Source organism: Baia soyae (assembly GCF_004341445.1).
Lineage (GTDB): Bacteria > Bacillota > Bacilli > Thermoactinomycetales > Thermoactinomycetaceae > Baia > Baia soyae.
Genome location: NZ_SLXV01000034.1, coordinates 1 through 25,678, shown reverse-complemented (window position 1 = coordinate 25,678; position 25,678 = coordinate 1). Strand labels below are relative to the sequence as shown.

Genomic DNA, 25,678 nt, shown 5'->3' with positions numbered 1-25,678 from the left:
ATGCTGTTTTAATTGAAACCAAATCTATTCTATTAATGACAATCCCGGATTAGCATTAAGGGTTAAATCTGCAAATTTTCCCTCGTAATATAAATAAGTGCCTGCCGCAGCAATCATAGCCGCATTATCTGTGCAAAGCTCAAGTGGTGGGATCCGCAATGTAATCCCTTCCTCCTCCGCTCGCTTCATGAGCCTGACACGTAGTCCACTATTGGCCGACACTCCGCCTGCAAGAAGTAATTGTTTTACACCCTTCTGTTTCACAGCACGGAACGCCTTTTCTACCAGCACATCTAAAACAGCCGCCTGGAAGCTAGCTGATAGATCGGCTTGACCAATCGTTTCCCCTTTCCGCTCTGCCTTCTGCATCAATTGCATCACGGATGATTTGAGACCACTAAAGCTAAAGTCCAATGATTCTGGCTCCAACCATGCACGGGGTAAATCGTAGATAACCTTTCCTTGCGCCGACAAGCGATCAATTTGCGGACCTCCTGGGTACGGTAAGCCCATAAATCTAGCTACCTTATCAAAAGCTTCCCCTGCGGCATCATCGCGTGTTTGTCCAAGTCTTACAAAATGAAGATGGCTCTCCATGTAAATTAACTCCGTATGCCCACCCGACACTACTAGCGCTATCAACGGAAATTCTAGCGGTGTTACGAGATGATTTGCGTAAATATGTCCCGCAATATGATGAACGGGTACAAGAGGTAAATTCAAAGCATACGCCAAGGCCTTTGCACTCGCGACACCAATTAATAAGGCTCCCACTAATCCTGGGCCTTGCGTTACAGCAATCGCATCCAATCTATCCTTGGTTACATTTGCTTCGGCTAGTGCCTGTTCAATAATAACCGTAATTCGCTCCACATGACGTCTAGAAGCGACTTCTGGTACAACTCCTCCAAAGCGCCGATGTACATCCATCTGCGAAGAAATCACATTTGATAGGACCTTAGTCCCATTTTTGACAACAGCCACAGACGTTTCATCACAACTCGTCTCAATTCCTAAAACCAAGCTATTTTTATGACTCATTTGTATGTCACCCACATTATTAAGGCATCTTCTTTATTATCGGAATAGTAATTAGGTCGTAACCCTGTTACCTCGAAATCTAACTTTTTGTACAACTGCTGAGCAATCTGATTCGAGGCTCGTACTTCTAACGTCATTTTCTCCGCTCCATACAGCATAGAAAACTCCATCGCGTAGCGTAGCAACAACTCTCCAAATCCCTTCCCACGATATCTAGAGTGAACGGCAATATTGGTAATATGAGCCTCGTCGATAATCACCCACATCCCACAATATCCTGCTACGGCTCCCTCCACTTCTAACACGAGATACCGTGCAAAAGGATTCGTCGTCAATTCTTCTTGAAAAGCTTGCGCTGTCCATGGATGCGAAAAAGCATCTTGCTCCACTTCTAACACTTGAGGGATATCGTTCACTTCCATCGAACGAAATTGGATCTGGATCTCCTGCTCAATTGACATCGTTTCCTGTCCCCTGTTTTTGCTTTTTTAGCCAATTTGCTTCTGCTTCTGTTACTTGAAGATAATTTAATGTAAATTGTTGACTAAGTGGCTCTTCTCCACGCATGATTCGTTGCAAGCTCATTTCACCCAATTCAGAAGCTCGAGGGAGATTTTCGGCTGGACTTCCGAAATGAGCCTCCTCGCCTAGCGTTTCTTCAATGACACTCCGAAATTTGCTCACATCATCCCCTAAGAATAAGATCGGCTCTTTCCATCGATTGCATTGTTCCAGTAGGTCTGTTATCTCCAATACTTGTTGTCCTAGCACTTCGTTAACTCCTGAAGCATTCGAACGGTAGACTCCTGTATAAACACGATTTCGGCGTGCATCGAGCAGAGGAACGACCAAACCCGGGAACCGTTTTCCATTCATCGCCAATACTGTCAAACTAGATTCTGCATAAAGCGGTATATCATGAGTCCAAGCCAATGTTTTGGCTGTCGTCACACCAATTCGGATCCCCGTATAAGATCCCGGCCCCGATGTAACGCTAATAGCCGTGATCTCTTGTAGTTTAATGGAGAGATCTTTCAATAATCCAGCTACCGTTGGCATAAGACGCTCCGAATGAGTTTTATATAGATTGTTCGTTACCTCTCCCAATACTTTTCCTTCTTCTACTACTGCGACACCGAGAACTAAAGTGGAGGTATCGATTGCTAAGATTTTCAACCCCATGACACATCCTTTGCCAAACGCTGTGCACGTTCACTATTAATCGGAAACGAAATACTCCTTGTCCCGTCTTCTTGCACCTCAAATGAAAACGAAATCGTATCATCTGGCAATATTTCCTGAATAATCGATGCCCACTCAACAACACAGACCCCATCACCATAGAAATATTCTTCCAGACCTAGATCACTCTCCACACCATCTAAGCGATACACATCCATATGATAAAGTGGCAAACGCCCTTGATACTCTTTCACCACGGTAAACGTCGGACTATCCACATACCGTGCTATCTCTAAACCCTTCGCTAATCCCTGACAAAAAGTCGTTTTTCCTGCTCCAAGTCCACCTTCTAAAGCAAAAACATCTCCTTCCTGCACAAAGGAAGCAATCTTCCCTGCCAGAAGTTGTGTCTCTTCTCCAGATGTGGTACGCCATATTTGCTTTTTCATCAATCTCACCTACTCATCTATCTGAACTCATTATGCAAGACCTACGATCGAAACGCAAACATCATGTTCAAGACAAACAAAAAAGCTCGTAGCATAAGCCACGAACCTTTAGTTTGGAGCGGGTGAAGGGAATCGAACCCTCGCAATCAGCTTGGAAGGCTGATGTTCTACCATTGAACTACACCCGCATGTTAGGTCAATATGGTGCGGTCGGCGAGACTCGAACTCGCACATCCGTAGGACACTACCCCCTCAAGATAGCGTGTCTGCCAATTCCACCACGACCGCGTACTTAATTCATTTAATTGTAAAAGTATATGGTGCGGGTGGAGGGACTTGAACCCCCACGCCGTGAAGCGCCAGAACCTAAATCTGGTGCGTCTGCCAATTCCGCCACACCCGCATATACGAAACTAATGGTGAGCCATGAAGGGCTCGAACCTTCGACCCTCTGATTAAAAGTCAGATGCTCTACCAACTGAGCTAATGGCTCTTACTAAGATGTCTAAATAAAATGGCTGGGAAGGAAGGGATCGAACCTTCGCATGACGGAGTCAAAGTCCGTTGCCTTACCGCTTGGCTACTTCCCATTAAAAAACATGGGGCGACCGGAGGGAATTGAACCCTCGAGTGCCGGAATCACAATCCGGTGCGTTAACCACTTCGCCACGACCGCCAAAAAGTAGACCTAAAATATGGCGGAGCTGACGGGATTCGAACCCGCGATCTCCTGCGTGACAGGCAGGCATGTTAGGCCTCTACACCACAGCTCCGCGTTAAAAAAGTGTAATACTGGTGGACGCTGACGGGATCGAACCGCCGACCCCCTGCTTGTAAGGCAGGTGCTCTCCCAGCTGAGCTAAGCGTCCAAAAATGGTGACCCGTAGGGGATTCGAACCCCTGCATGCCAGCGTGAAAGGCTGGTGTGTTGAACCGCTTCACCAACGGGCCAAAAAAATGTCTGGCGGAGAGAGAGGGATTCGAACCCTCGCGACGCGTAATTACGTCCTAAAGCATTAGCAATGCTTCCTCTTCGGCCTCTTGAGTATCTCCCCGAATTGGCTCCTCAAGTAGGACTCGAACCTACAACCTACCGATTAACAGTCGGGCGCTCTACCATTGAGCTATTGAGGAATATTGTCCTAATCCATATCGCTTCGTTTCCTTCGGCGACTCTTGCTATTCTATCACATAACTCTCGTTCATGCAACACTTTTTTAAAAAAGTACTTGTTAAAACAAGGTGCTTTGTGTGCTTCGTTTTAGCGACTTCTATAATTTATCACGATCAAATCCTGTAGTCAAGCACTTAATTCCAATTTTCTTTTCGTCTTTTTTCAGGTTACAGGACCCTCTCCGAATGAGCTTTCTTAGCCGCATGTAGTCTATTTTTAACATCTAATTTTGAATAGATACTTGAGATATAATTCTTAGGCTGGTAGATGATTCGATCGTAGTAATTGAAAATATTTACCGTCGCGCCGAAAAAGAAGTATTAAGTAAGCAGATGATTATCAGTGCTACTAAGGAAGTCGCACCCGCTATTACTTCCTCTACGTTGACAACCATCGCAGTATTTCTCCCTATGGGGCTTATACAATCCATGAAAGAGCTTTTACTACCATTTGCTTTGACTGTCACCTATTCTCTACTTGCTTCTCTACTTGTCGCTTTAATCGTTGTTCCTCTTATGAGTACAGGGCTCTTACGAAGCAACATGAAGCGAAACCAAAACACCTCTTCATATAAGAAAATGATGAAAAAACGCGCTTTCGAAATGGAGAAGTGGGCAAAAGGACAAAACTCAACGAAATCAATCTAGAAATCCAGACGAAAGTCAAAGATCTTAAACTACCGAAAGACGTTTCCTTTGCCACTGGTGGAGCAAGCGATGTCCAGACAGAGCAGTTTACTGAACTGTTTAAAGTTATGCTTGTTTCCATTGGTGTCGTATATTTAATTATGGTCATGACATTTAAAACATTACGGGCACCATTAGCGATTTTAGTTACATTGCCACTAGCCACAATTGGGGCAGTGGGTGGATTGTTTCTTGCACAAATGTCGATTGATATTGGAGCCATGATCGGAGCACTGGTGTTGATTGGTATTGTGGTCACAAATGCCATCGTATTAATTGATCGGGTGAAGCAAAACGAAGAACACATGGAAATACGTGAAGCCTTGCTAGAAGCTGGAAGTACTCGCATGCGTCCGATTCTGATGACAGCTATTGCCACCATTTGCTATGATCCCGCTACTCTTTGCAAAAGAAGCAATGGGAAGCCTAGTGTCAAAAGGACTAGCAGTAGTTGTTATCGGAGGCTTAACCATAGCCACCGTACTAACTCTGATTATCATTCCAATCGTTTATGAGTTATTGTACTTTAGGAAAGCGAAGAAACAGCGATTAACTAGTAAGTAAGCATTGTGTATATAAGAAGATCTTCTTAGAATGACGAGATCCCTAAGATTTAGAAGGGTTTCTCGTCTTCTTTTGTCAGGAATTCAAAAACTACTTTTTTCTTATAGCACGACTCTATCTTCTTTTGTTAAGATAGGAACAAAAACTAACTTACAGAGTATCTCTCTTATAAGCAGGAGGAATCTTCATGAAGCCATTGCAGGCAGGAGCATATCAATTCTCTCTCCCCTACCTTTCTACTCCTTCTTACACAAAAGTGCATGCGGCAAATCATCCCGTTTCCACAGTGGACGTCGAACTCCATGTCGGCCGCCACGATGATCTGCTTGTTGGGAAAGAGGCTACTATTATTGCGTTTTCATCGCATGCCGATCCAAATCATGTCGCACCTATGTTTTCTATGGTCCGAAACCTATGGCTTACAAAACCTCATTGGAAGATCCCTACTGATAGGATTCGATTAATCGAAGTCCACACCAAATCACATGACCAAAACGATTGGCATGAGCTAGAGATGAATTGGGACTATACAACACATCGCTACCATGACCCCATATGGAAGTCTATCCAGGAAACAGCATGGTACTATCAACAATATCAAGAAAAGATAAACTCATACGCTTGGGATGCATATCAAACCTTCTCAGATATGGGTGAACATCGCCCCATTGTGTTATCACAATTATGGGAACAATGGCTACATAAATCGAATACTCCATTTTGGTTGTTAAAGGTCTTGCGCTCCGCAGATATCTACATTCGTACTGAAAAAATCCCTCTACCCGTAACCGAAGTAGTGCTGACTTCTCTCAAACATTTAACAGGTATGAGTCTGAGGGATAGTAACCAAAATTATTTACCTGAGGTGACGACGCTTTTAATCACCGAAATTCACAAACTCCCTACTATTATCTCACCAGAAGATTACCAACAAGTGCATCCCATCACCTCTATAGCACCATAAAAAACCCCTTCGCAATGTGATTTGCGAGGGGGTTTCATTGTAGTACAACGATTGTTTAGTCGTCGCTTCCGAAAATATTAAGCAAATGCCAGAAAATCATGACGAAATCCATGTACAACATTAATGCACCATAGATCGCGATTTTGGTAGCACCTTCTTCACCAAACTGTGATGAATAAGCACCCATTTCCTTAATCTTTTGCATGTCGTATGCCGTTAGACCACAGAAAACCAAAACAGCAACATAAGAGATAATAAGTCCCATTGCGCCACTCTTAATGAAAAAGGCATTTGCTAGAGTAGCAATAATGATTCCAATCAACAACATGAACAGTAAAGAACCTAGTTTGGTCAGGTCTTTTTTGGTTACAGCACCAAAAATAGCAAAGACTCCAAACATAGCTGCTGCAACTCCAAATGCGGATGCGATCGTGCCAATTTCAAATCTGGACATGAAAGCCGCTATTGTTAAACCATTCAGTGCTGCATAGAGAAAGAAGCAGAAGGAAGCAGCCGTAGCCGACATTTTCCCAAGGCGTTTCGATAAAAAGATAACCGTAATGATCTCAGCTGCAACAACCGCATAAAAAATAATCGGTGTTCGGAGCATCGTAATGGCTTCACTATTTTGCAGTAATACACCTGCGATAATGGCAGTCATCAATAAACCAGCAAACATCCAACCAAAAACAGCTGGCATCATGCGCTGTGTAAATCGTTGTGAACTTGTCACGTTATTTGAGAAACCTTGATTCACAGAGTAATCCTCCCTATAATCATTTAAATTTAGTATATTCTTAGATGTTTTCTAGAGCAATAGGTTTTGTAACAAAATTTACTTATTTGGTACAATCTCTACATTTCCCAGTTGTTCCATCACTTGAATGAGAGCATGTGAACCATCGGGATTGCCTCCATGTGCTTGTAGTGAACGAAGAAGCTGTTGTACAAGAGCTGTACCCATCAGTGGAAGTTGCATCTGCTCTGCTTCTTGTAGGACAATCCGTAGATCTTTTTGGATAAACTCTACCGAAAAGCCTGGATCCAAATCCCCTTGGATGATACGAGGGGCGTAATTTGCTAAGGCCCAAGAACCACCTGCTCCTTGCGTTGTAACCTCAATCATTTTCTCGACATCTACCCCTGCTTTTTTGGCATAACTAAGTGCCTCTACTACAGCAAGCAAATTAAGACCACATAAGATTTGGTTACAAGCTTTCACAGTTTGTCCCGCACCAATCCCTCCACAATGAACAATTCGTTGCCCCATTGCTCCCAGAATAGGCTTCACTTTTTCAAGAATCTTCGCCTCTCCCCCAACCATAACAGAGAGGGTACCGTTTTGAGCTCCGATATCTCCACCGCTTACAGGTGCATCTAAATAAGCGATCCCCAATGCGTTAGCCTGAGATGCTAGTTCACGCTCCGCCTCAGCAGCAATGGTACTCATATCGATTACTACTACCCCATTCTTAGCACCCTGAAACACACCTTGTTCGCCTGTTAATACAGCTTTTACATCAGGTGTATCTCCGACCACTGTGATAACCACATCACTTTGCTCTGCCACTTGCTTAGGGGAATCAGCAAGATTTGCACCCCACGCTGTTGCTTCTTCCATCTTGGAGCGAGTTCGATTCCAAACCGTAACCGGGAAACCAGCTTGATAAATATTACGTGCCATCGCACGCCCCATAATTCCAAGACCTATAAAACCTACTCGCAACTTAGTCATATTACGTCCTCCTATGATTTATGCATGTAGTTTAGCTAAACATGCTTGTACACTATTTTTAACAGACAACCACAGCTCTTGATCAGCTACCAGACGTGCGCGAAATTGCCGATACACTTCTGCCTGCTTAATAGCAAACGTAGGGTCCTCTTTTTCCGGGAGGCTGGAGCGGAGATTAATGATAAGGGTTTGAACCGCATCCGCTCTAGGGCCCCAGACTGCTTTCTCGTTCCCCTCTTGATCAATCCAAATAAAAATCGGAATCGCTCGCGCAGTTCCATTCGTTAAGTATTGGTCCATTAACTCTAAATTCTCATCTCGATTGAGAAGACTCAGCGGGGACTGACATACTTCAGCTATACGCTCTATGACGGGAACGTTAAGCATAGCATCCCCACACCAATCCGCCGTCAAACCAATAACTCGTAGCTTTTGGTCCGCCAGCTTTGAAAAAAAGTCCTTATCTTCACTAGTTAATGAAAATCCTTGATAAATAGTGAGAAATCCTTCTTTATTCGCTTTCATGGACGCTACATATTCCTCAAAAGATATCCCTTTTTCAAACCAAGACTGTAATGACATATGATCCGCCTCTTTTTCTTTTTTGGCATACAAATATGATTGTAGAATAAACTTATTTTATCAATTCCTGCACACTTGGCTCTCTCTTGACATAGGTATAAGCACCAAGATTTTTCTCAAGGGAGGATGAACCTGTGCCAAAATGGCTGACGAAACAGCTTATGAATGCTTTTCGACAACGAGATCGCAAACAAATTCTCTTTTTGAATAAATGCTGGTTTGGTTACACCAAGAAGGAGCGAGATAAAAAACCTTCCTCACGTACACAACTGGGCAGCGATTCTTAGAAACATCTGCCCAGTTGGTTTTCTTCCGTATTTAGCCTGCCTGTTTCGGTAAAGCTGATTCCACCATCGTAAGACCTACCCGCTCACGATCTTGATCTACCTGTAACACCCATACATCCACAATATCCCCTACTGTCACAACATCCATTGGATTTCGTACAAAGCGCTCGCTTAGTTTTGAAACATGGACAAGCCCATCATTTTTCAAACCGATATCAACGAAGGCTCCAAAGTCCACTACATTGCGAACCGTTCCTTGCAATTTCATCCCGACCTGAAGATCCTCCACTTTCAGCACATCGGAACGAAGAAGGGGTGTAGGCATCTCATCACGAGGGTCCCGACCTGGGCGGATGAGAGCTTCTAAGATATCCTGAAGCGTTGGCACTCCGCAACCTAGTTCTCCCGCCATCACTTCTACATCAACCGCACTTAACCTCTGTTTAACATCATCTGAACCAATCTCCACTGGCTGAATCTGTAGTTTCGACAATAAGGATTCCGTAATATGATAGGACTCTGGGTGAATCGGTGTCTTATCAAGAGGGTTTCCACCATCTGTCACGCGTAAAAAGCCAATACATTGTTCATATGTTTTCGCACCTAAGCGCGGAACGGACTGTAATTCTCGTCTAGTAGAAAAGCGGCCTAATTCTTCACGCTTTTTGACAATATTTTTCGCTACTGCTCCACTCACACCTGATACATATTGCAAGAGAGAAGCGGAGGCAGTGTTCACATTTACTCCTACATAGTTTACAGCCGATTCGACCACATGAGTCAGGCTTTCAGTCAACTGCTTTTGTGATACATCGTGTTGATACTGACCCACTCCTACTGATTTCGGATCAATTTTCACCAATTCGGCCAATGGATCTTGAACACGACGGGCAATGGAAACCGCTGAACGACGCGCAGCATCAAGATCTGGAAACTCGTCTTTCGCAATTTTAGAGGCTGAATAGACACTGGCACCTGCCTCATTCACAATCAAGTAGTACAATTTTTGTTTTACTTCTTTCAGCACATCGACAATAAACTGCTCCGTCTCCCGAGAAGCAGTACCATTTCCAATCGCAACCATATTAATATGGTATTTCTTGATTAATGCCAAGACGACTTTTTTCGCTCCTTCTACATCGTTATGGGGAGCAGTCGGATAAATCACATCAATATGTAGCACTTTCCCCGTCTCATCAATAACCGCTAGCTTACAACCTGTTCGAAAAGCTGGATCCACTCCGAGTACAATTTTCCCTGCAATCGGTGGCTGAAGTAACAGATGACGCAAGTTTTCGGAAAAAATGTGGATTGCTTGCTCTTCCGCTTGTTCGGTCATCCTCGCATGCGCTTCACGCTCAATCGAAGGGGCAATTAAGCGCTTATATGCATCTTGGACGACTGCTTCTAGGTACGTATGGATAGAGATAGAGAACCAATTTCGTAGATGCGCAAAAATCCGCTCCTCTTCTACTGAAATTTTTACTTTTAAAAATTCCTCTCTCTCGCCCCGATTCACAGCTAGAATACGATGAGAGGGCATACTACGTACAGGCTCTGTATACTCATAATACATCTCATAAACCGAACGAGCTTCTAGATCTTTCCCTTTAGAAGTAAGCACTCCGTGGTTCCAGGTGTACTCCCGAACCCACTTACGAACCTCAGCATCCTCTGAAAGTTCTTCTGCTAGGATATCCATAGCCCCTTGAATCGCTTCCTCAGCAGACTCAATCCCTTGCTCCGGGTTTACAAATGCCACTGCTTCTTGCTCTATTTTATGTAGATCCCCAGTCGATGCCAAAACCCGTGTTAGCGGTTCTAAACCACGCTCTCTCGCCACTGACGCACGTGTTTTACGCTTCGGCCGATAAGGTAGATATAAGTCTTCTAACTCTTGCAACTTGGTAACGGCTTCAATCTTCGTTTGTAATTCTGCCGTTAACTTTCCTTGTTCTTCAATCGTGCGTAAAATCTCTTCACGTCGTTGATTCATCTGGGTTAGATAGCGAAAACGCTCTTCTACAGCACGAATTAACTCTTCATCTAAGCTACCTGTCATCTCTTTTCGATAACGCGCAATAAAAGGAACTGTGTTCCCCGCTTCTAACAATCCTACTGTTACCTTTACTTGATGAGACTCAATCTCCAACTCTGTCGCAATCTGCTTCCACATCTGAACCTGATCCAAACAACACACCACACTTTCTTCTGCTATCAAAATATAGGAATATAGACATTTTACCATAAGAAAAACACACAGAATATTCCACGCAAATAGAATACTGTGTGCTTTTAAGTTTTACATTACTTCAGAAGGTTCCATCCGAATGGCTTGACGTAATTTCGTAAGAGCCCGGCGTTGCAATCGCGAAACATGCATTTGAGAAATTCCTAGCTTATCCCCAACCTGTTTCTGACTCAAGTTTTCAAAGAAAGTGAGTTGCAAAATTTCCTTTTCACGCTCGTTTAAAACGTGGAATGCCTTTTGTAACAACATCTTCTGATCAATTTGGTCATAGCCTTTGTCTTCGTTTCCAACTAAGTCAAGCAATGTAACTTGGCTACCGTCCGAACTCGCTTCAATCGGACTATCGACAGAAACCGCTTGGTAGCTTCGTCCCATCTCCATCGTTTCGAGCACTTCCTCTGGAGTAACATCCAAATAATCCGCAATCTCCGACACTTGCGGAGAACGCTGGAATTTTGTCGTAAGCTCTTCGACAGCTCGTTTGATTCGTGGACCTAATTCTTTGATTCGACGCGGAACATGAACACTCCACGTCTTATCGCGGATATGCCTTTTAATTTCCCCCACGATCGTAGGAACGGCAAACCCTTCAAAACTACGTCCAAAGTCAGGATCAAACCGTCTTAAGGCCGCAAGTAAACCAATCATTCCTACCTGCGCTAGATCCTCAAATGGTTCCATCCCTCTGGAAAATTTATATGCCAATGTGTCAACTAAACTTTTATAGTGCCCAACTAAACGTTCCTGTGCTTCAGAATCCCCATTCTGTTGGTACTGCTCAATTAAATATTTTATCGTTTCGTCATCGAGTGGGGTAGGACGCGGGCGACTCGACATGAGAACCCACCTCATTTTTTCGAATGTATTTGGTCATACGTACGATAACGCCATCATCACCATCAATGTCAACGTGATCCATCAGACTACGCATTAGATATAATCCAAGTCCTCGTTCACGTACTAGACTCATTGATACCTCAAATTGAATAGGACCTGTACGAGATTCCACTTCGCTGGCATCAAAGCTATGACCTTGGTCTACTACTTCTATTTCTAATCTATTTTCAAAAATGTTACAGGACAATCCAATCTCACCGTTTTCACCAGAGTAAGCATGTTCGACAGAGTTGGTGCAGGCCTCCGATACAGCGAGTTTTAGATCTTCAATATCGTCATAAGAAAAACCCATCCGATTGGCTATTCCTGAAACAGCCAATCGAGCAATTGCCACGTAATCTGGCTTCGCTGGAATCGTCAAGTTTACCAAATCTAACGGCTGCTCCCTCATGATTTCCCATCCTCCTGGTTATCTGGTCCAAATTCCATAATTTCTTGAAGCCCAGTAATACGAAACAGGCGCGTGAGTCGGGAATTCATCCCAGAGATGATCAATTTCCCACCTGAAGATTTTTGCGCCTTGTATGCACCGATTAGCACGCCTAAACCCGTACTATCAATGTAATCGACTCCAGCAAGATCAAGATGAATGTTACTACCTCCCTGACAAAGAGTCAGTAGTTTTTCACGTAATTGAGGAGCCGTGTACACATCCACCTCTCCAAATACTGTTAAATCAATTGTATGTTCTCGTTCACTATGCTCGCGAATTGTTATATTCATAGACTCAACCTCCAAAACCATGCTTTGAATTTACAATTTGTTTTTGCCCACTCGTTTGATGACTATAATCGTCTGATCATCTAACATTTGATAACCTGAAAGCTCATAAATGCGTTTATATACTTTCTCCGCAATCTCTCGGGCAGGCAGATGAAGATACTTTTTAGCTAGCTCACAGAAGTCAGCACGCTCAATAAATTCTCCATCAAAGCGAGTTTCCGTTACTCCGTCGGTCAACAAGATAATGACATCGCCTTCAGCTAAATGTAACTGAAACTCCGGATACTCCACATGAGAAGTAACTCCTAGAACCAATCCCTGGGTATCCATATCCTCAAACTGACCTGTATCTGCCCGATAGATGAAGCCTGGTTCATGGCCTGCGGTAGCGTATCGGAATGAATGATTTAAGGAATCATATACCCCGTATACCATCGTGATAAACATATTAGGCAAAATATTTCTTTCTACTACTGTGTTTAGTTCTTGTAAAATCTCAGATGGTTCTGGCTGGTGATGGTCCATATCATCCATCGAGTACTTAATCATCGACATACAAAGTGCCGCAGGAATTCCTTTACCAATGATATCCGCAATCGCAATCCCGAGTATTCCATCACCATACTGAACAAAGTTATAGTAATCCCCGCTCATTGTTTTAGATGCATAACTAGCAACTCCTAGATCAACACCTTCAAGAGGGGGTGGAGACTCAGGTAATAGTGTTCTTTGGAGATGTACAGCTACTTCAATTTCATCTTCTAATTCTTGGTGACGAGTAGCAATATTCTTATCAACTCGATATTGAACACCATAACCAACCATTACTTCTAGCAACAGGTCAAAAGATGTCTTTACATCTGAATGCAAATCTGGAATTAACTTCTTCAATGTCTCTATATAGTGGTTGAGCACCTCATCAGGCGGGATCTTTTGATCCATGATCCACTTATTTAGCTGTTGAACTCCATAAAGATTTTCTTCTTTAGGGTCATGTAAATACGAAGCAAGGAGCCGTTCGAAATCTGTTTGTAATTTTTCTCTCATAAATTTATCCCCTTGGATCTGATCTCCTCATCAAAAATGTATCATTTATAGTATCATACACCAGAAATAGGCATAAAAAAAGAGAACGTGCAAGATCCATGCCGTTCTCATGCCATCATCCCAAAGGAAAATCAGCCTAATCTATCAGTAATTAGAAATCAATAACTCCTAAACTAATTTGTAGGGCTTCATTTACTCGATACATCATCTCATCATCTAAATGAGTAATCTTATCAGTAAGTCGCTGTTTATCAATCGTCCGTATCTGCTCAAGCAAAATAACGGAATCCCGATCAAATCCGTACACCTTTGCATCAATTTCTACATGGGTAGGCAGTTTGGCCTTTTGGATTTGTGCAGTAATCGCGGCGACAATCACAGTGGGGCTAAATCGGTTACCGATATCGTTTTGTATGACCAAAACAGGACGAACCCCTCCCTGTTCAGATCCGACCACAGGGGAAAGATCAGCAAAGTAGACATCGCCACGTTTTACTATCAAACCCACTACACCCCACTAACTAATCGATCCAAAGTATCCTCAGCTTCTTCTTCTGCTTCAAAGGCTTCATGCGAGATGTTTAAATTAATCCGCGCCATCTCCATGTATCCCCTTTGCATCATCTCCCGAATAAGTCGCTTTTTCCGCTCTTGAAGATACAACTTCATCGCTTGCCGAATAAACTCACTGCGATTGGAGTTATCTCGTTCAACCATTCCATCTACTTCTTGTAGAAGATTTTTGGGTAGGCTGATCATAATTCTCTTGGTACTAGACAACTTGCGCACCCCCAACCAATCATCACCGTTAGCGATCTCCCTATCAATACTATCATTATGTTGATTCTATTGCAAAATTATACTTTCTCTAAATACGCATGTAAATCGTATACGAAAGTACTGCCTGACACACAGAGTAATTTATTCGCTTCATCCAAGAAAATTCCTGCCGCTTATAGAAGGTTTATGCTTAAAAAAGTACCACAAACACCTCTTTTTTAAAACATACTGGTAATTATTGCATAAGACCGTTCACTACCTCAACCACTTTCCCTTGGTACGTATAGATACGCGGGATTCTCTTCTGAAGCATACAAGTTACTTCATAGTTGATCGTACCTAGCCATTTTGCCACTTCCTCCACAGGGATTTCCTCCGCACCCTGTGCCCCGTATACCACAGCCTCATCTCCGACGTGTATCGGCATCGCCTCATCTACACGTACGACTAACTGGTCCATACAAACCGTTCCCACTACAGGCACGCGAACCCCATTTAACAATACAAAACCTTTGTTCGAAAGAGAACGCGAGTAGCCATCTGCATAACCAATTGGTAATGTAGCCAGCCACTCGTCTCCTTGTGTTGTATAAGTCTTCCCATAACTGATCCCATTATCGACTGAGACTTTCTTTAGATGGGCTACTTTGGTAACAAGGCGCAAAGCAGGGATTAGCTTTAAATCAGAATGACTTACTTCGTCAGATGGATACATTCCATATAATCCTACGCCCACACGAACCATTTGATGATGCTGAGTTTTTTCTACCATCGTTGCTGCACTGTTGGAAGAATGATAGATAGGAATCTCAAAACCAGCTTGTTTCACATCTTCTCTCACTTGCTCGAAGCCCTTAATCTGTTTTTCGAAATAGCTACGTTCTTCTTCGTCAGCTGTTGAAAAGTGTGTGTAAATCCCTTCCACATAAACGGCTGAATACTGAGTCGCTTCCTGTAAAAAAGGGATAACCTCCCATGGCTGAATCCCTAATCTACCCATTCCTGTATCTACCTTAATATGAATGGTTGCTTTTTTGTTTTGCCTCTTTGCTTCCTCTTGCACTTGCTCTAGTAGATAGCTCGAATAAATTGTAATGGTTAAATCATGCTGAATGGCAGCTTGGATAGCATGAGGTGGTGTATACCCTAAAACCAAGATTGGTATTGGTATTCCAGCTTTCCGCAGTTGAATTCCTTCATCTACAAAAGCAACCCCAAGCCAGTCTGCACCCGCCCGCGTTGCTGCTTTGGCAATCGGAACCATCCCATGACCGTACGCATTTGCTTTTACGGTTACTAATAGAGATACTTGATCTCCAATCCAGCGCCGGTACTCTTGAATGTTATGATGTATGGCATCTAGATTGACTTCAATATAAGTGTCACGATAAAAAGGTTGTATCGATTTTGTTTGAGTGTTATTCATGGAGTCTCACTTCCAGGTGATTTGTTATGTGGATATTATACCAAATCACGAGAAAGCTGTCCGGTCACCCATTTGACAAAATTATTTCGGACTTTGGCCGGTAAGAGAGGTAGCTATTTCGATCATCTCAGGTGTATCCATACTTGATACCATCTCATATTCGACTTGTTTCTCAGAATCTACCCAGACTAGGCTCTTTCTATTAGAAAATTCCAATAGCATACCTAGGGAACCTTGCACTAGTACAGGCTTTCCATAAGATGCTTTCTCAAGTTGGTCTGGCATGGCTTTTCGTTGTGAGAGCGTAAAAGGCTTTGCCCCTTGGAATCGTTGCACCACAATGGACCCGTGTGTACCTTGAATGGTTTGTTCATCTGCTAAGGCTGTTCCTTGCGGAATGTTTCCTGGTGTAATGGAACTCAATTCAGAATGTAGACGGCCCAAAGTCTCCTTTGATGGCATAGGTGCATGGGTTAAATTCCGCTCTGAATCAAAAACATCTTTATCAAACTTGGTGTCGTATTCAAATCGATCGAAAACCATCTTTACAACAGACTGATCTTTATCGTCATAGACTTCTACTTTTTCTGGTTTATAATCCGAAGTAAGCCAAATCTTCTGCTTCACCCACGTTTTATTCATATACTTCGTTGTAGCCACTTCGAATTGATAGCCCTTCTCGCCAGCCTCCACCTTTCTCGAATTGTCCTCCACTATACTCGATAAGATGGTTTGATAAAGATATATCTGTCCACTTGTAGCAGGCCAATCACTTTGAAAGCGATAACTCTTCTTTAAATGAGGCGTTAGGACGTATACACCCTTTTCGTTTTTGAGCAAAACCTGTGTAACATCGCTTGTCTCATTTTTCAATTGAACCCGGTAGAGATTAGGACGTTTATACCAAACCTCCACATCCACTTCTTGATTCTTTTTTCCCGATTGTAGAGTTAATTTCCCATGACCTGTATAGGAATCAATCTCTTCGGGTTGCTTCCGAAGATCCGAGATGACATCTTCAGAAGATTTTTCACAAGCCGACAAAAAAATGGACAGTATTAGAACCACCGCGAGAAACCATGATTTTTGACGCATATCCCATTTCCCCCTCCAATTCCCCGGGAAATATGTCGGTTAGTCTGGTGCTATTTCCTGACAGAATCCGCAAGCTCTGCAATATGAGGGCATATAGCTCGTCATCTTTGTCCTAACCGCACTATCATTATATGAGCCACTCAACAGGGTTATACCATCATTCAATCAACTTCAATTACAGCTGTTGCGACTGCGTATCGCTGACTATGGGAAATAGACAGATGAATTCTAATGCTTTGGTCTTCAAAAAAGGACTTGGTAATGTGCTCTGCTATTTTCGCTTTTGGAGCTCCTCGTTCATCTTTTACAATCGAGATATCATGAAAGCTTAGTTGTGAGCCAATCCCGGTACCCAGTGCTTTCGAAATCGCTTCTTTCGCTGCAAAACGACCCGCTATGTATTCAATCGTTCGTTTTGAAAGAGAGGACAAATGGATTTGTTCCTCTTCATTTAAGATACGTTTGGTAAAGCGTTCTAAATGAATCTGGGCAATTCTTTCGATCTCTATTATGTCTGTTCCGATTCCGAAAATCATAGTGATTCTCCCCTTTTGGCTATTATCTACTAGGTTAGATACGTTTATCAATGTTGCTATTGAGCCTGGATAGATCTAGACTCCGGGTGTGCAACCCGAAAAAACCCAGCTATGAGTTTGATAGCTAGGTTTTTCATCTATTTTACCTTTATACAGGTATTCCTACATATGATAAACCGTATTTTTGAGAAATTCGGGAGGCTTGCTCGTTGTATTTGTGTGACAGGTCAGGTCTCACCATTGCCATGTAACTAATATATCCGTTGATATAGGCCCAAAGATTGGGATGGTTTTGGCGATTAGCCGCCTCTAGGCCATGGAGCTCTACATCATGGAGCAAGGCACGAAATTGGCGTAGGCGTCTTCGGGTTAGGTTTGGTTTTTCATTAACTACAATGCCTGTAACACGCTGACGACGAGTATGACGTAGGATTCTCGTCTTCTCTTCATTCACTTGGAATCCATGAAGCTTAACAGTCGATCTTACTCTCTTTAGTAACACACCTACTTGCTGAGATGAAGAAAGGGTCTCAGAAGAGAATGTAAGGTCGTCAGCATAGCGAGAATAGGCATACCCCATCTTCTCAGTCCATGCATGTAACTGCTGATCCATACCCCATGTGATAAGGTTGGTAATGGCTGGACTTGTACACGCCCCTTGTGGAAGTTGTCGTTCACCAATGGCAATATAATAATATTTCCCATCATATTTCACTTGTTGATGAGGAGGCTCGGTGGTAAGAAGTGCCAGTAACGTACTGATTTGGCGACTATATCCCATCCATTCAAATAGCCCTCGGACCCTCCAAAAAGTAATCGTTGGAAAAAAGTCTTGTAAATCCATTTTCACAACAATACGTTTCTGAATATGGACCCTCGCGTTGTCCACTGTGCTCTTTCCTTTTACAAACCCATAAGCCGTGGGGTGAATGGGAAGTAAATCTAAAATATGTTCCTTCACCCATTGCTGCGCTTGTCGCAACTCAGGTTTCGGAGCTGATATTTCTCTCGTACCACCTGATTTTTTAGGGATTGAAAAACGGTGATAATGACATAAAGTAGCAGTATCACGATGATAAGTTAACCACTGTAAGCGATTCAGTTCTATCTCCATGGCACACGCAAGTTCCTTAGCAGTTTGTAAGACAGGTAACCGCCAAGCCTCTAGCTTCTCTTTATCCATTCCAGTATGCTCTAAGCCAATAGAGTAACGGTTTCCAACATGAGGAATGTGAATCTTTTTATATTTGGTCCACTGTTTCTGAGCTTCAGCACTGGCTTGTTCCATTTGTGCCTTTTTTTCGTCCCGTTTGCGCTTACTCTCCTCTATCCGCTTTTGCCGTGCTATTTTTAATTGTTCTTTGATATCTCCGAGCTTGCGAGCCTCTGACCGTAACTCATCTAATTCTTTCTGCACGATTTGTAGCTCACTTAGATCTTGGGAGCGTTCTGCCTGCTCTTCTGGTGTGAGAGTCTCTTCTGTCCAAAAGCCTAAGCGCAACATCTCTTCTCTAATGAACTGACTTTTTCCCATTTCTTTCATCCGGGCTTGAAATTCTTCTTTTGTCAGTGGTTGATGCTGTTCATAATTGGTTTCGTTGCTCATCTTCTCTGCCTCCTATTCCTTCTATGAATTCCGACGATGTAACTGCATAATAGCAAGCATGTGTTCACATGGACCTTGCATAAGTCGATTTTGGCGATAGAAGAAACAGTTACAAGAAGCTTGCTCAACACGTCCATCACGATCTAAGGTCACCTTTGGAGTAAACGGTCGATCCTTATACGCCACAGAGCCTGCCAACTCTATCCGGCCCTCTTGCTGCGGCACTACTGACCCCAGCTTCACTTGACCTGCCTCCACTAATTTCTCCGCTTTATCTTCTCTCGGATTCGTCATCTGTAACTCTTCCATCGGCAGTGGATTTCGGGTTAGTTCACGAAGGCGATACTTCCCAATTTCCAGATCAAACATAACCCTTCCCGCACTACATAACTGGCGTAATCCCGCTTGTACGGTGGCTACTGGTAAATTTGTATAGACAGCCAGTTCCGAATCAGTTGTCGTTTTCCGCAGTTTTAATTGGGAGAAGATAAGTGTGCTTTCAGATGGCGTTGCTTCTTTTAAGCCTCCGACCATCAGGTCAAAGTTACCTGCCGCTGCCCAATCATTCCTTGTCCATCCAGACAGCCCCAGTGTAAAGCTTACTGCCCCCATATCAACTACAAAGAAGCTAGGTAAACCATTTCCAAGTAGGTGAATCGTTATGTTATTTGTAAGAGGGAGCAAACGTTCCAACAGTGCTAAACGACGACGACCCCATGTTCGAATTTCTTGTCGTTCGTTGCCTAGATGAACTGACTGAGGAAATACGATCTCTTCGTTCCAGGGTTCAATCACTACTTTAATAGGTTGCCCGGGCTCGAGTACCCACTTCATGGAGCGCGGGCTATGCTTCTCTCTATGTCGACGTAAGAAGCTACAAATGTTGTATAGATCGATCGGACGAACATCAAAAGAGGTAGTAGGCAAACTCATTGCTGATTGTACTTGTAAAAACCCTCGAATCCAGCTAGTCGGAACATCAATTTTCTTCTCTTTATAAACTTCTCTGCCAATTATGTCCACTTCAAACCCAGATGGATCTACTTGGAATTCTGTTGGTTTGTAGGTTCTCATTCGTTTTATCTCGTTTAGCAAAGCATCAGAAAAATCGATGTTCGTCGTACCATACTGAAAGTCTTTTACATCTTGGAATAATTCCTCATGCACCGCCAAACGTCCGTAAGAGGATTCATCCAAGGAGAACGCTTCAAAAAACACTTGGTCCGGAGCCACAGTGATAACTGGATCTAGCACAAACCAAGCTTGACGATCTACTTCATAAAGATAATTAAAATACTGACGTTGTGCTTTATAAAAATGTTCATCTTGCTTAAACACTTTCTTTTGTAGGCTACGTTGACGGCTGACTAACTCTTTTATTCTCACTTGGAGCTTTTCTTGTTCTCCTAACGAGCTCGCAATATCAAGCATGTACTGCTCTTGTAACCACGCTTGGTAAGCAGTGTGATCTTTAGGCTTCACATTCAAATCAGACACTACCACATCTCGCAAGGCAATCATCGCGTCCCGATATCGGATCACATCGCCAATTTTCCCTCGAAAAAATGTAGGCTCCCGTCCTAGGTCTGGAGCAAAATCCACGAGCGTCCTACCACCTGTATGGCTGATACCACTAGATTTAGCATACGTTTGCTGAAATAACATCGAATTCCCTCCTCTTTCTATACGAGTTGTAATGGCGATGACACTGCTGGAAATCGAACTTGAATTTTCGCCAAAGCAAATAAGATTTTCTCAAAATCCACTTTTGTTCCATTGGAAGCCACATCAGCTAATAGGGGGGCGATTTGTAAAGCTAATTCTTCCGTCTCTTGGGATAGGTGTAGGAGTAGATCCAGAGCTTTCCTCTTGGCATTTCGTCCACTATTGACTCGGAATAAGATGGTACGGAAAAATACATCTAACTTCTCTACCATCTCTACATCCCACGACACTTGATCAGCAAGCTCTAATGCAAACTCATGAACCACTAAATCCGTGCTCTCACTAGCTCGGAGAAGAAGCTCCCGTTGATCCAAACGTGCTCGATGCTTCTCAACCAAATCCATCGCAAATTGCTGAATATCTTTACGAGCTGTATCAAGAAGCCCATAAATAAGATCAGGTGTAATTTGCTCGGATGAATAACTCTGTAGTTTATGGAAAATCCATTCGCGGGTATCTACCCAATCTGTTTCTACTAAGTTCACAAGCCAGTCCGTTGACATATGTGCTGAATCTGAATCCGAATCCATCAACTCTCTGGCCGAACCCCTTACGCTCGCAATCTTACAGTGAGCAAGCTCCTTCAATTCTAAGAAGCTAAGAGAATCTACAGATTGGTGAGATGCTAGATAGATTCGTGTACCTAGCTGTTGATAGTGGGAGTCTGTATGGTTGATCAGCAGTAGCATCTGCTCAAGCGGTGTATCCAATAGCTCGGAGAAATAGAGAGAACCTAGTAGGTGATCTCGAATGTAATCGCGAACATCTTGCGGTTGGTTTTCGTCCATCATTCGCTCCCATAGCGTTGTGACAAGTTGCTTCAACGAAGGTAACATTTCTAAGAAATGATCGGTTAAAAATTGCGTAACAAATACCCGGTGCTCTTCACCCGAAATGGATACAAACTCCACAATCCATGAAACATCGATTTGAAGATATGCGTAATTCCTCTGGATAAATTCACGAACCATATTAGGCAATTCTTCAGCATAAACGCTATGTTCTGGCTTTTCAAACAATGGCAAAATCTCGTGGGCCGTAAACGTAATTTGTTCAGTAGGAATCGCAAGTAACATTTCTCCAGCTAGACGTTGCAGAGAAACCATCTGCGCCTTCGCAAAGCTTGTGATTACTTCTAAGCTTGAAAAATGTTGCAATGTAGATTGAAATTGATTACGCAGTAACTGCTCGATCAGCTCAATTTGTATCGTGTATAATCCTGAATGCTCTAATCCCTGCAATAGCTCTTGAACAATTGCTTTTTGCTGATCAAGCGTCAAAGTAACCATTACAGACGACAGAGAGCCCTGCAATAGCTCTTGATATGTATAGATTTCGGTAGTAGATGCTTCCGGATGAGGAATACGTTTTAAGATGCTCATCACTACATCTTTCTTTTCCAAAACTGATAAATTTTCAAGTTTATGTACCAAGAACTCTTTTGCAATCGATACAACTTCTCCCGTTTGCCCTTGAACAAACTCCAACCAAGCAGGGAACCAGTTACTTTGATTAGTAATCCGCTGTAACCATAAGCGGGTAGCGAATTCTCTATGAGCACTGGAGTAACCCTTTATCATTTGCTGCAAATCTTTATCCTGTATCGTTTCTACCATATTGGGATGCGCCAACAGCAAGGCTCGTCCAGCAAATTGAATGACTGGAGTACAGTGACTTTCTAAAAATAACCGTAGCACTTGATCCGGTGCTTGATCCCACAGCTCCGGAAAAGCTTCTTCACGTTCAAATGGGGCTGATTTGGCGAGATCGGCGATGGTAACTGGCTTCCAAGTCCGTCCTTTGCGCAATGCAAAACGCTTGCTATTGCTGTAGAGAACATGATTCATCAACCAAAGGTGGAGAGTGTTCTTCTGGTAGGAGTATGTATACTCTTTATTATCGATATCGTAAACTCTAGAATAACGCCCCATCGTGTCTTTATAGGAAAGAAGGAGCTCCGTTGCTAACTTCACATAATCGGATGAACCTTGTTCCCCAAGACTACGAAGGGTACGCCACGATCTCCTGCGAAGGTAATTACGTGTCCCCTTATCATACACTCGAGTCCACTTTGAAGAATGTGGATCACTCATACCAAACGAACTACCATCATAATCAAAGCGAGCAGCCAATACTCCCCAAGTATGCGTATCTCGCTTCAACTCAGACAGCTTATATACCGCCTTCATATAGCGGAAGAATGCAGGGTGAGCGGGAATCAAACAATATTCTCCTGTATATGTATGTAAATGATATTTGCTCACGTACCAACGAGATTTCTCTAGATTTCGAATCTGTTGACCTGAATAATACTGCATAATAGCTAAAAATGCTTTCTTGGCTACTGGATGTGGAGTAAGATATAACGTCCAAATCCATGAGCCATCCACTCGTCTTTGTTCGGAGTGATTCATTACATCTATGTGGCGTCTTTCTTCCTGATCATAGTAACTCATAATCAAGCTCCAAAAAGCTTTCTCCATCACTTGCTTGATAAAGGCTTCTTCATCTTCATCCATCAAGGTCGCCCACTCATCAGGGAGCGGTTGCTTTGCTTCTTGCTTCATCCACCATGCAATCTGATGCTCATACTCGCGATCCGCAATCGAACGATGATCATCTTTCGGAATCCGGATATATTCTTTTTTATTATTTGGTTGTTCGGATGCCATTCGATTCTCCCCCTTCTTCTAAAAGAAAAGACCCAGTCGAAGTTGACTAGGTCTCCAATACTTGTCTACTAAAAATACCTTGGAATGGATCTCGTACTGAACAGAACTACTAAATAGGGGTACCTGTTTAGTTGTGGCCTGCGGCTACTTAGACAGCTAAACAGGTACCCCTATTTAGTAGTTCTGCCTAAGTAACGCGAGATCGATTGACGAATAGAAGACATTTCTGCAAACATGGCGGAACACCATGCAAAATTGCTAGACAAGTATTATTTATGTAACATTAATTAAATTATATAATACATAATAGAATACAGTCAATAGAAAATAAGAACTTATATTCCCATTTTCACAGGATCCTATCCGAATCATCATTTTTTTTACTTAGGTATTGCATTTATTCGAGAATCGTAGTACATTCTTCTCGTTCGATTTTTTTATAACGGTATTGTATATATGTTCTAAACCAAACCATTTACCCTTTTTCTTCTTAATAAACCCAACCATACGGCCTATGTTTTCGGTTTTCTAGGGTCTAACTGGTGTTTCAGCGTCACTGGTAGCCCCTTTGAAAGCGATCAAGAGCCAGAGAGGATTGTATTTTAATCCCCTCTGGCTCTTTGTTTATGTTCAATTTGGTTACGATTTTTAGAACAAATATTAAACAAGATGTAACGTTCGCTTTACATATTTCCTGACTATAGTCAACAGTACTTTTTTACGATATTTAGGAAGTTTCCAAAAAAGAGGAGGTTCTCACTTGAAAGCAATAAAAAAAGGAATCGCCATTGCTTCCATTTTAGCAATAGCTACAACAACCTATATTGGATTAACGCCCGGTGCTGAGGCAAAGAGAGAAGGAGACCAGATTCGAAATGTAATCGTCTTAATTGGCGATGGAATGGGTCCTTCCTATATGACCGCCTATCGTTATTTTAAAGATGATCCGAAAACAAAGGTAAAAGAGCCTACTGCCTTTGACCCACACTTAGTCGGTATGCAAACCACTTATCCAGAAGATGAACATGAAAATATTACGGATTCTGCTTCTGCTGCGACTGCTATGTCCGCAGGAGTGAAAACATACAACAATGCAATCGCCGTCGATAACGATAAATCGGAAGTGAAAACGGTATTAGAAGAAGCCAAAGCGAAAGGAAAATCGACTGGGCTCGTAGCCACTTCAGAGATTACACACGCAACACCGGCTGCCTTTGGTGCTCACGATATCAGTCGAAAAAATATGGATGCGATCGCAGATGATTACTACAACGAACTCATTCAAGGAAAACATAAAGTAGATGTATTGCTAGGTGGAGGTCTTATAAACTTTGTGCGTAAAGATCAAAACTTGGTAGAAAAGTTTAAAAAAGATGGATATGGATATGTAACCAATCGAGATGAACTAACAAAGAATCAAAGTAAACAAGTACTTGGTCTATTTGCCTCTGGGGGAATGGACAAAATGATTGACCGAAATACGAATACTCCTTCCCTCCAAGAAATGACAAAATCCGCTATAAATCGTCTCGATCAAAACGAAAAAGGCTTTTTCCTCATGGTAGAAGGAAGCCAAATTGACTGGGCGGGTCATGATAATGACATCGTAGGCGCTATGAGTGAAATGCAGGATTTCGAAAAAGCATTCCAAGTAGCGATTGATTTTGCCAAAAAGGATAAACATACTCTAGTCGTGACAACAGCAGACCATTCCACAGGCGGACTCTCGGTAGGAGCTAATGGGGAATACAACTTCCATCCTGAATCGCTACGTGCAGCGAAAAAAACACCTGACTATATGGCTGCACAAATCGTATCTGGTAAGTCGGTACAAGAAACATTGTCCACTTATATCAATCTTGACCTTACATCTTCTGAGATCAAATCTGTCCAAAAAGTAGCTTCGAAGAGCAAAAAAGTAGAGGATATTGATCAAGCCATCGAAAACATCTTTGATTCCCGCTCTCTCACAGGCTGGACGACAGACGGCCATACCGGGGAAGAAGTTCCTGTATATGCTTATGGGCCTGGGAGAGAGCGATTCGCAGGTTTAAATGATAATACAAAGCTGGCCGAAGAAATCTTCTCCATCTTAGGTGGTACCAAAGGAAAGAAGAAATAATTCCAGAAAACATGGAAATAGAAAAACCAATCCCCGTCGCTGAACTGCACCCCAATTGTTGGACACGAAAAATCCACCAATTGGAGGTGCTTTTTCTATGACTAAGTATTCAATAGAGATTAGATTGGAAGCTG

The 25,678-nt window shown here is 42.7% G+C and carries 24 protein-coding genes, 11 tRNA genes and 1 pseudogene; 5 read left to right on the top strand and 31 right to left on the bottom strand.

Features of this window, described 5'->3' with window-relative positions; translation table 11 throughout:
* Positions 1 to 24: 24 nt before the first annotated feature.
* The 15 genes from tsaD to EDD57_RS10545 form a co-directional block, all read right to left on the bottom strand.
* Positions 25 to 1,041 (bottom strand): tRNA (adenosine(37)-N6)-threonylcarbamoyltransferase complex transferase subunit TsaD, encoded by a 1,017-nt coding sequence (tsaD, locus tag EDD57_RS10615; protein ID WP_131849421.1) that lies wholly within the window; start codon positions 1,039 to 1,041, stop codon positions 25 to 27.
* Positions 1,038 to 1,502: a ribosomal protein S18-alanine N-acetyltransferase gene (gene rimI / locus EDD57_RS10610; protein WP_131849420.1), complete on the bottom strand. Its 465-nt coding sequence runs from the start codon at positions 1,500 to 1,502 to the stop codon at positions 1,038 to 1,040. Before rimI ends, tsaD begins: the two co-directional genes overlap by 4 nt.
* Positions 1,492 to 2,223 carry a tRNA (adenosine(37)-N6)-threonylcarbamoyltransferase complex dimerization subunit type 1 TsaB gene (gene tsaB, locus EDD57_RS10605; protein WP_131849419.1) on the bottom strand — a complete coding sequence of 244 codons (732 nt, stop codon included), beginning with the start codon at positions 2,221 to 2,223 and terminating at the stop codon, positions 1,492 to 1,494. The genes rimI and tsaB overlap by 11 nt, the downstream gene beginning before the upstream one ends.
* Positions 2,214 to 2,672: a tRNA (adenosine(37)-N6)-threonylcarbamoyltransferase complex ATPase subunit type 1 TsaE gene (tsaE, locus tag EDD57_RS10600; protein ID WP_131849418.1), complete on the bottom strand. Its 459-nt coding sequence runs from the start codon at positions 2,670 to 2,672 to the stop codon at positions 2,214 to 2,216. The genes tsaB and tsaE overlap by 10 nt, the downstream gene beginning before the upstream one ends.
* A gap of 114 nt (positions 2,673 to 2,786) precedes the next feature.
* Positions 2,787 to 2,860 (bottom strand) — tRNA-Gly (locus tag EDD57_RS10595).
* A gap of 14 nt (positions 2,861 to 2,874) precedes the next feature.
* Positions 2,875 to 2,960, bottom strand: a tRNA-Leu gene (locus tag EDD57_RS10590).
* Positions 2,961 to 2,990: 30 nt separating this feature from the next.
* Positions 2,991 to 3,075 (bottom strand) — tRNA-Leu (locus EDD57_RS10585).
* A gap of 14 nt (positions 3,076 to 3,089) precedes the next feature.
* Positions 3,090 to 3,165: transfer RNA gene (locus tag EDD57_RS10580), tRNA-Lys, on the bottom strand.
* Positions 3,166 to 3,187: 22 nt separating this feature from the next.
* Positions 3,188 to 3,262 (bottom strand) — tRNA-Gln (locus EDD57_RS10575).
* Between the two features lie 10 nt (positions 3,263 to 3,272).
* Positions 3,273 to 3,348, bottom strand: a tRNA-His gene (locus EDD57_RS10570).
* Between the two features lie 20 nt (positions 3,349 to 3,368).
* Positions 3,369 to 3,445: transfer RNA gene (locus EDD57_RS10565), tRNA-Asp, on the bottom strand.
* 20 nt (positions 3,446 to 3,465) lie between these two features.
* A tRNA-Val gene (locus EDD57_RS10560) sits at positions 3,466 to 3,541 on the bottom strand.
* 5 nt (positions 3,542 to 3,546) lie between these two features.
* A tRNA-Glu gene (locus EDD57_RS10555) sits at positions 3,547 to 3,623 on the bottom strand.
* 11 nt (positions 3,624 to 3,634) lie between these two features.
* Positions 3,635 to 3,727 (bottom strand) — tRNA-Ser (locus tag EDD57_RS10550).
* 4 nt (positions 3,728 to 3,731) lie between these two features.
* A tRNA-Asn gene (locus tag EDD57_RS10545) sits at positions 3,732 to 3,806 on the bottom strand.
* A 288-nt stretch (positions 3,807 to 4,094) separates the two neighbouring features.
* Between EDD57_RS10545 and EDD57_RS15315 the strand changes: the two genes are divergently transcribed.
* The 3 genes and pseudogenes from EDD57_RS15315 to EDD57_RS10535 all read left to right on the top strand — a co-directional run bounded on the left by EDD57_RS15315 (position 4,095) and on the right by EDD57_RS10535 (position 6,060).
* Complete coding sequence (locus EDD57_RS15315; protein ID WP_165873773.1) at positions 4,095 to 4,493, top strand: efflux RND transporter permease subunit; 399 nt, start codon at positions 4,095 to 4,097, stop codon at positions 4,491 to 4,493.
* Positions 4,472 to 5,096, top strand: a pseudogene (locus tag EDD57_RS15310) (efflux RND transporter permease subunit); the annotation flags it as partial. The gene EDD57_RS15315 and the pseudogene EDD57_RS15310, both read left to right, overlap by 22 nt.
* Positions 5,097 to 5,283: 187 nt before the next feature.
* Positions 5,284 to 6,060, top strand: coding sequence for a hypothetical protein (locus EDD57_RS10535; RefSeq protein WP_131849417.1), 777 nt, complete (start codon positions 5,284 to 5,286; stop codon positions 6,058 to 6,060).
* 55 nt (positions 6,061 to 6,115) lie between these two features.
* On the opposite strand, the gene EDD57_RS10530 is transcribed toward EDD57_RS10535, so the two are convergent.
* The 3 genes from EDD57_RS10530 to EDD57_RS10520 all read right to left on the bottom strand — a co-directional run bounded on the left by EDD57_RS10530 (position 6,116) and on the right by EDD57_RS10520 (position 8,377).
* Positions 6,116 to 6,817 carry a Bax inhibitor-1/YccA family protein gene (locus tag EDD57_RS10530; RefSeq protein ID WP_131849416.1) on the bottom strand — a complete coding sequence of 234 codons (702 nt, stop codon included), beginning with the start codon at positions 6,815 to 6,817 and terminating at the stop codon, positions 6,116 to 6,118.
* Between the two features lie 78 nt (positions 6,818 to 6,895).
* Entirely contained in the window at positions 6,896 to 7,795 is a 900-nt protein-coding gene (locus EDD57_RS10525; protein WP_131849415.1) for an NAD(P)-dependent oxidoreductase, read from the bottom strand.
* An 18-nt stretch (positions 7,796 to 7,813) separates the two neighbouring features.
* Positions 7,814 to 8,377, bottom strand: coding sequence for a thioredoxin family protein (locus tag EDD57_RS10520; protein ID WP_131849414.1), 564 nt, complete (start codon positions 8,375 to 8,377; stop codon positions 7,814 to 7,816).
* 134 nt (positions 8,378 to 8,511) lie between these two features.
* Between EDD57_RS10520 and cmpA the strand changes: the two genes are divergently transcribed.
* On the top strand, positions 8,512 to 8,664 hold the full coding sequence (gene cmpA, locus EDD57_RS10515) for a cortex morphogenetic protein CmpA (protein ID WP_131849413.1): 153 nt from the start codon (positions 8,512 to 8,514) through the stop codon (positions 8,662 to 8,664).
* A gap of 31 nt (positions 8,665 to 8,695) precedes the next feature.
* Here cmpA and EDD57_RS10510 read toward each other — a convergent pair whose 3' ends face one another.
* The 13 genes from EDD57_RS10510 to EDD57_RS10450 form a co-directional block, all read right to left on the bottom strand.
* On the bottom strand, positions 8,696 to 10,855 hold the full coding sequence (locus EDD57_RS10510) for a Tex family protein (protein ID WP_131849412.1): 2,160 nt from the start codon (positions 10,853 to 10,855) through the stop codon (positions 8,696 to 8,698).
* Positions 10,856 to 10,966: 111 nt separating this feature from the next.
* Entirely contained in the window at positions 10,967 to 11,752 is a 786-nt protein-coding gene (sigB, locus tag EDD57_RS10505) for an RNA polymerase sigma factor SigB (protein ID WP_131849411.1), read from the bottom strand.
* Positions 11,718 to 12,203, bottom strand: a complete 486-nt coding sequence (gene rsbW / locus EDD57_RS10500; protein WP_072336024.1) for an anti-sigma B factor RsbW — start codon at positions 12,201 to 12,203, stop codon at positions 11,718 to 11,720. Before rsbW ends, sigB begins: the two co-directional genes overlap by 35 nt.
* The gene (locus EDD57_RS10495) at positions 12,200 to 12,535 is read right to left on the bottom strand and encodes an STAS domain-containing protein (protein ID WP_165873772.1); all 336 of its coding nucleotides are present in this window, start codon (positions 12,533 to 12,535) and stop codon (positions 12,200 to 12,202) included. Before EDD57_RS10495 ends, rsbW begins: the two co-directional genes overlap by 4 nt.
* A gap of 30 nt (positions 12,536 to 12,565) precedes the next feature.
* The gene (locus tag EDD57_RS10490; RefSeq protein ID WP_131849409.1) at positions 12,566 to 13,582 is read right to left on the bottom strand and encodes a SpoIIE family protein phosphatase; all 1,017 of its coding nucleotides are present in this window, start codon (positions 13,580 to 13,582) and stop codon (positions 12,566 to 12,568) included.
* A 151-nt stretch (positions 13,583 to 13,733) separates the two neighbouring features.
* On the bottom strand, positions 13,734 to 14,084 hold the full coding sequence (locus EDD57_RS10485; protein WP_072336098.1) for a type II toxin-antitoxin system PemK/MazF family toxin: 351 nt from the start codon (positions 14,082 to 14,084) through the stop codon (positions 13,734 to 13,736).
* A 5-nt stretch (positions 14,085 to 14,089) separates the two neighbouring features.
* The gene (locus EDD57_RS10480; RefSeq protein ID WP_072336101.1) at positions 14,090 to 14,341 is read right to left on the bottom strand and encodes a CopG family ribbon-helix-helix protein; all 252 of its coding nucleotides are present in this window, start codon (positions 14,339 to 14,341) and stop codon (positions 14,090 to 14,092) included.
* Between the two features lie 256 nt (positions 14,342 to 14,597).
* Entirely contained in the window at positions 14,598 to 15,788 is a 1,191-nt protein-coding gene (gene alr, locus EDD57_RS10475; protein WP_131849408.1) for an alanine racemase, read from the bottom strand.
* Positions 15,789 to 15,869: 81 nt separating this feature from the next.
* Entirely contained in the window at positions 15,870 to 16,883 is a 1,014-nt protein-coding gene (locus EDD57_RS10470) for a LolA family protein (RefSeq protein ID WP_131849407.1), read from the bottom strand.
* Between the two features lie 161 nt (positions 16,884 to 17,044).
* Positions 17,045 to 17,419 (bottom strand): holo-ACP synthase, encoded by a 375-nt coding sequence (gene acpS / locus EDD57_RS10465; protein WP_131849406.1) that lies wholly within the window; start codon positions 17,417 to 17,419, stop codon positions 17,045 to 17,047.
* Positions 17,420 to 17,567: 148 nt separating this feature from the next.
* On the bottom strand, positions 17,568 to 19,025 hold the full coding sequence (locus EDD57_RS10460) for a reverse transcriptase family protein (RefSeq protein WP_131849405.1): 1,458 nt from the start codon (positions 19,023 to 19,025) through the stop codon (positions 17,568 to 17,570).
* Between the two features lie 21 nt (positions 19,026 to 19,046).
* Positions 19,047 to 20,690 (bottom strand): SWIM zinc finger family protein, encoded by a 1,644-nt coding sequence (locus EDD57_RS10455; protein ID WP_131849404.1) that lies wholly within the window; start codon positions 20,688 to 20,690, stop codon positions 19,047 to 19,049.
* Positions 20,691 to 20,707: 17 nt separating this feature from the next.
* Complete coding sequence (locus EDD57_RS10450) at positions 20,708 to 23,422, bottom strand: hypothetical protein (protein WP_131849403.1); 2,715 nt, start codon at positions 23,420 to 23,422, stop codon at positions 20,708 to 20,710.
* A gap of 760 nt (positions 23,423 to 24,182) precedes the next feature.
* Here EDD57_RS10450 and EDD57_RS10445 point away from each other — a divergent pair.
* A complete protein-coding gene (locus tag EDD57_RS10445) occupies positions 24,183 to 25,544 on the top strand; it encodes an alkaline phosphatase (RefSeq protein WP_131849402.1) in 1,362 nt (453 codons plus the stop codon).
* Positions 25,545 to 25,678: the final 134 nt, after the last annotated feature.

What these genes read in the sequence shown, in the direction of transcription:
- tsaD (WP_131849421.1), bottom strand. Translation starts at nt 1,041, where the DNA reads ATGAGTCATAAAAATAGCTTGGTTTTAGGAATTGAGACGAGTTGTGAT.
- rimI (WP_131849420.1), bottom strand. Translation starts at nt 1,502, where the DNA reads ATGTCAATTGAGCAGGAGATCCAGATCCAATTTCGTTCGATGGAAGTG.
- tsaB (WP_131849419.1), bottom strand. Translation starts at nt 2,223, where the DNA reads ATGGGGTTGAAAATCTTAGCAATCGATACCTCCACTTTAGTTCTCGGT.
- tsaE (WP_131849418.1), bottom strand. Translation starts at nt 2,672, where the DNA reads ATGAAAAAGCAAATATGGCGTACCACATCTGGAGAAGAGACACAACTT.
- EDD57_RS10535 (WP_131849417.1), top strand. Translation starts at nt 5,284, where the DNA reads ATGAAGCCATTGCAGGCAGGAGCATATCAATTCTCTCTCCCCTACCTT.
- EDD57_RS10525 (WP_131849415.1), bottom strand. Translation starts at nt 7,795, where the DNA reads ATGACTAAGTTGCGAGTAGGTTTTATAGGTCTTGGAATTATGGGGCGT.
- EDD57_RS10520 (WP_131849414.1), bottom strand. Translation starts at nt 8,377, where the DNA reads ATGTCATTACAGTCTTGGTTTGAAAAAGGGATATCTTTTGAGGAATAT.
- sigB (WP_131849411.1), bottom strand. Translation starts at nt 11,752, where the DNA reads ATGTCGAGTCGCCCGCGTCCTACCCCACTCGATGACGAAACGATAAAA.
- rsbW (WP_072336024.1), bottom strand. Translation starts at nt 12,203, where the DNA reads ATGAGGGAGCAGCCGTTAGATTTGGTAAACTTGACGATTCCAGCGAAG.
- EDD57_RS10495 (WP_165873772.1), bottom strand. Translation starts at nt 12,535, where the DNA reads ATGAATATAACAATTCGCGAGCATAGTGAACGAGAACATACAATTGAT.
- EDD57_RS10490 (WP_131849409.1), bottom strand. Translation starts at nt 13,582, where the DNA reads ATGAGAGAAAAATTACAAACAGATTTCGAACGGCTCCTTGCTTCGTAT.
- EDD57_RS10480 (WP_072336101.1), bottom strand. Translation starts at nt 14,341, where the DNA reads ATGATCAGCCTACCCAAAAATCTTCTACAAGAAGTAGATGGAATGGTT.
- alr (WP_131849408.1), bottom strand. Translation starts at nt 15,788, where the DNA reads ATGAATAACACTCAAACAAAATCGATACAACCTTTTTATCGTGACACT.
- EDD57_RS10470 (WP_131849407.1), bottom strand. Translation starts at nt 16,883, where the DNA reads ATGCGTCAAAAATCATGGTTTCTCGCGGTGGTTCTAATACTGTCCATT.
- acpS (WP_131849406.1), bottom strand. Translation starts at nt 17,419, where the DNA reads ATGATTTTCGGAATCGGAACAGACATAATAGAGATCGAAAGAATTGCC.
- EDD57_RS10460 (WP_131849405.1), bottom strand. Translation starts at nt 19,025, where the DNA reads ATGAGCAACGAAACCAATTATGAACAGCATCAACCACTGACAAAAGAA.
- EDD57_RS10455 (WP_131849404.1), bottom strand. Translation starts at nt 20,690, where the DNA reads ATGTTATTTCAGCAAACGTATGCTAAATCTAGTGGTATCAGCCATACA.
- EDD57_RS10450 (WP_131849403.1), bottom strand. Translation starts at nt 23,422, where the DNA reads ATGGCATCCGAACAACCAAATAATAAAAAAGAATATATCCGGATTCCG.